General features: G+C 45.0%; 1 protein-coding gene. It reads right to left on the bottom strand.

The window, feature by feature from the left end:
* Window positions 1-483 precede the first annotated feature (483 nt).
* On the bottom strand, window positions 484-2982 hold the full coding sequence (gene lon, locus IT291_09795; protein MCC6221518.1) for an endopeptidase La: 2499 nt from the start codon (window positions 2980-2982) through the stop codon (window positions 484-486).
* Window positions 2983-3126 lie beyond the last annotated feature (144 nt).

The following is a 3126-nucleotide window of genomic DNA, read 5'->3' as shown; positions in this document are numbered from 1 at the left end:
TTCTCTCGAACAGCTACATGTGGCATCGTCGAATCTGATGAAGTTTTGAGGCCGTAAAGCGCCTGCTGCAGCTTTGCTTGACTCCTGCTCGGCATCAAGCGAACTTTGGCTTCTGTGACATCACTCATGTCGTTTACTCCTATTTAATGTGCAGGCAATAACGAGCCACACGATAAGATATAGGTAACGCTGCGCAATAATGGCGCCCACGAAATGACGCCCTTAAAAACACAAAAAAAGGTTAGCAAAATTTTGAGAGAATCGAAACTATCGAAAAGTTACGTAAAAAAACTCAGGCGAAAGACAAGCAACCGCCCCTCTTTAATCGACGCACTTTCGCATTCATCTTTCGACGCCTATTTTTTATGCGCTTTTCAATCTTATTTCCACGCTTATTTTTTGAAACTTTTGTACAAGAGGCCATAAACCCTATTATTTTGCTCTTAAAAACACCAACGGCCAGTTATTATAGCGATAAACTAATCAGTGCGCAACCACTCCCTCAGAATCATCTACGTTGACTCTATCCGTGCTCACTGTGCCATCCTTTCCGGTAGTCGAGAACTCGGGCAACTTTCCATAGAGTGCCTCATATCTAAGGAGCCTATCTGCCAATAGCTCATTAAAATGTCTAGGTCCTTCTATTAAAAGGGCTTCTCGCAAAACTTCATCGACATGCCCTACAGTGACTATCTCAATCCCCTTGCGCACCGAAGGCGGAATTTCCTCTATGTCTTTTTCGTTTTCTTTTGGAATTAGGATTTTCTTGATACCGCCCCTATGGGCTGCCAAAATCTTTTCCTTTAATCCACCAATGGCTAAAACCCTTCCGCGCAAAGTAACTTCACCGGTCATAGCAATGTTCTTATCGACGGGGATGCCAGTTAAGGCCGAAGTAATACCAGTAACCATTGTTACGCCAGCCGAGGGCCCGTCTTTCGGAATAGCTCCCTCAGGAACGTGTATGTGAATATCTATTAGAGAATAAAAGCCCTTTGGCAAACCAAAGGCACTTGCGCGCGAGCGAACGTACATCATAGCTGCCTGCGCCGATTCCTGCATGACTTCTCCCAACTTGCCAGTAATGGCCAAACGCCCGCGTCCAGGCACGATTGCTACTTCAATTAATAACAACTCGCCACCTAACTCAGTCCACGCTAAACCCGTAGCAACACCAACCTGATGTTCCGATTCCTGTACGCCATACTCATAGCGCCGGACACCTAAATAGCGATCCAGATTCTCCACAGATATGTCCATAGTAGCACCATGACCTTCCTTCACAATAATCACAGCTACTTTGCGACAAACGCCATCTATCGCGCGTTCCAAATTGCGCACGCCAGACTCACGCGTGTAGTGCCGAATAATGCTAAGCAAAGCGCCATCGGTAAAGCGCACATTTTCAAGCTTAAGTCCATTTTTCTCGCTGGACTTAGGTATCAGATATCGCTTGGCAATCTCTAACTTCTCTAGCTCCGTGTAACCCGGAATCTTAATAACCTCCATTCTGTCCAACAGCGGACGAGGAATCGTGCTCTCGGAGTTAGCAGTAGTTATGAACATGATCTTCGACAAATCGTAATCGACATCGAGATAGTGATCATTAAAAGTATCATTCTGTTCTGGATCCAAAACTTCCAATAAGGCACTCGATGGATCTCCGCGAAAATCCGCGGACATTTTGTCCACCTCGTCCAGTAAAAATACCGGATTGCTCTTGCCGGCACGCTTTAAGGACTGAATTATTTTCCCTGGCAGTGCACCTATGTAAGTTCGGCGATGCCCGCGAATCTCCGCTTCATCGCGCACGCCACCCAGAGCTATCCTTACGAACTCTCTTCCAGTTGCCCGCGCAATAGATTTTCCCAAAGACGTCTTACCAACGCCCGGAGGCCCCACTAAGCACAATATTGGACCTTTGATCTTTCCCACCAATTTTTGCACAGCCAAATATTCGAGAATTCTCTCCTTCACTCTAATGAGCCCAAAATGATCTTCGTCTAAAACCGACTCCGCCTCTTCAATGTCGATTTTTTCCTCAGAATACTCAAACCAAGGAAGGCTTAGCATCCAGTCTATGTAGTTGCGAACCACCGTCGCCTCAGCCGACATAGGCGACATCATCTTTAGCTTTCTAAGCTCATTAGCCGTTTTTTCCCTGGCATCCTCAGACATTTTCTTAGCTTTGAGCTTCTCTTCGAGATCGCCCATTTCGTTGCGAAAATCGTCTTTTTCTCCAAGTTCCTTTTGAATTGCTCGCATCTGCTCATTTAGATAGTACTCTTTTTGAGTCTTCTCCATCTGCTTCTTAACACGAGTCCTAATGCGCTTCTCCACCTGAAGAATTTCAATCTCAGACTTCATGTGTCCGTAAATTTTCTCCAAGCGCTCCTCTGCACTGTCGATTTCTAGGATCTCTTGTTTCTCATCGTGCTTAATGCTGAGATGCACTATAACTGCATCCGCCAGTCGGAAGGGATTCTCTATTGAATGAACCTGATGGATCATTTCTGGGCTGATTTTCTTGCCTAGCTTGACGTAATTCTCAAATGAAGAATTTACAGACCGCATAAGCGCTTTAAGCTCCGGCGTCATTTCCACAACTTCTGGAAGCTCTTCAACCTCTACTAAGAAATACTCCTCAGTCTCAATGTATTTCTTAATCTTAGCCCGTTTCTTACCTTCAACTAAAACCTTAACCGTGCCATCCGCTAGCTTCATCATCTGCATAACATCACCTAGCGTTCCGACCTCAAAAATATCATCTGGGCCAGGATGATGCGTCTTCGCATCGCGCTGCGCTGCTAACATGATTGGCTTTTTTTGCCGCTCGGCTTCTTCTAGCGCACGCACGCTCTTCTCTCGCCCCACAAAAAGAGGCACTACCATTTGCGGGAAAATAATTATATCTCTCAACGCAAGCAGCGGTACTGGGCTATACGTTTCGTTACTCATTTGCCTCTTTTGTTTATCATACATAATTAATCAATATATTTATAACAACGCACCCACATCATCTGTTGATACTTAGGAATCTCGGCCTCGATGTGCTATCACTTTATAAGATATTAGACGACAAATAAGTCCGAGGGAAACAAAATAATTTTGGACTTAACCATAAAT

It is taken from the genome of Deltaproteobacteria bacterium (assembly GCA_020845775.1).
GTDB lineage: Bacteria > Bdellovibrionota_C > UBA2361 > SZUA-149 > JADLFC01 > JADLFC01.
The sequence above is the reverse complement of the archived record's forward strand: the minus strand, read 5'-3'. Positions and strand labels throughout refer to the sequence as shown.

Coding starts and splice junctions, on each gene's coding strand:
- lon (MCC6221518.1), bottom strand. CDS start 2,982: ATGTATGATAAACAAAAGAGGCAAATGAGTAACGAAACGTATAGCCCA.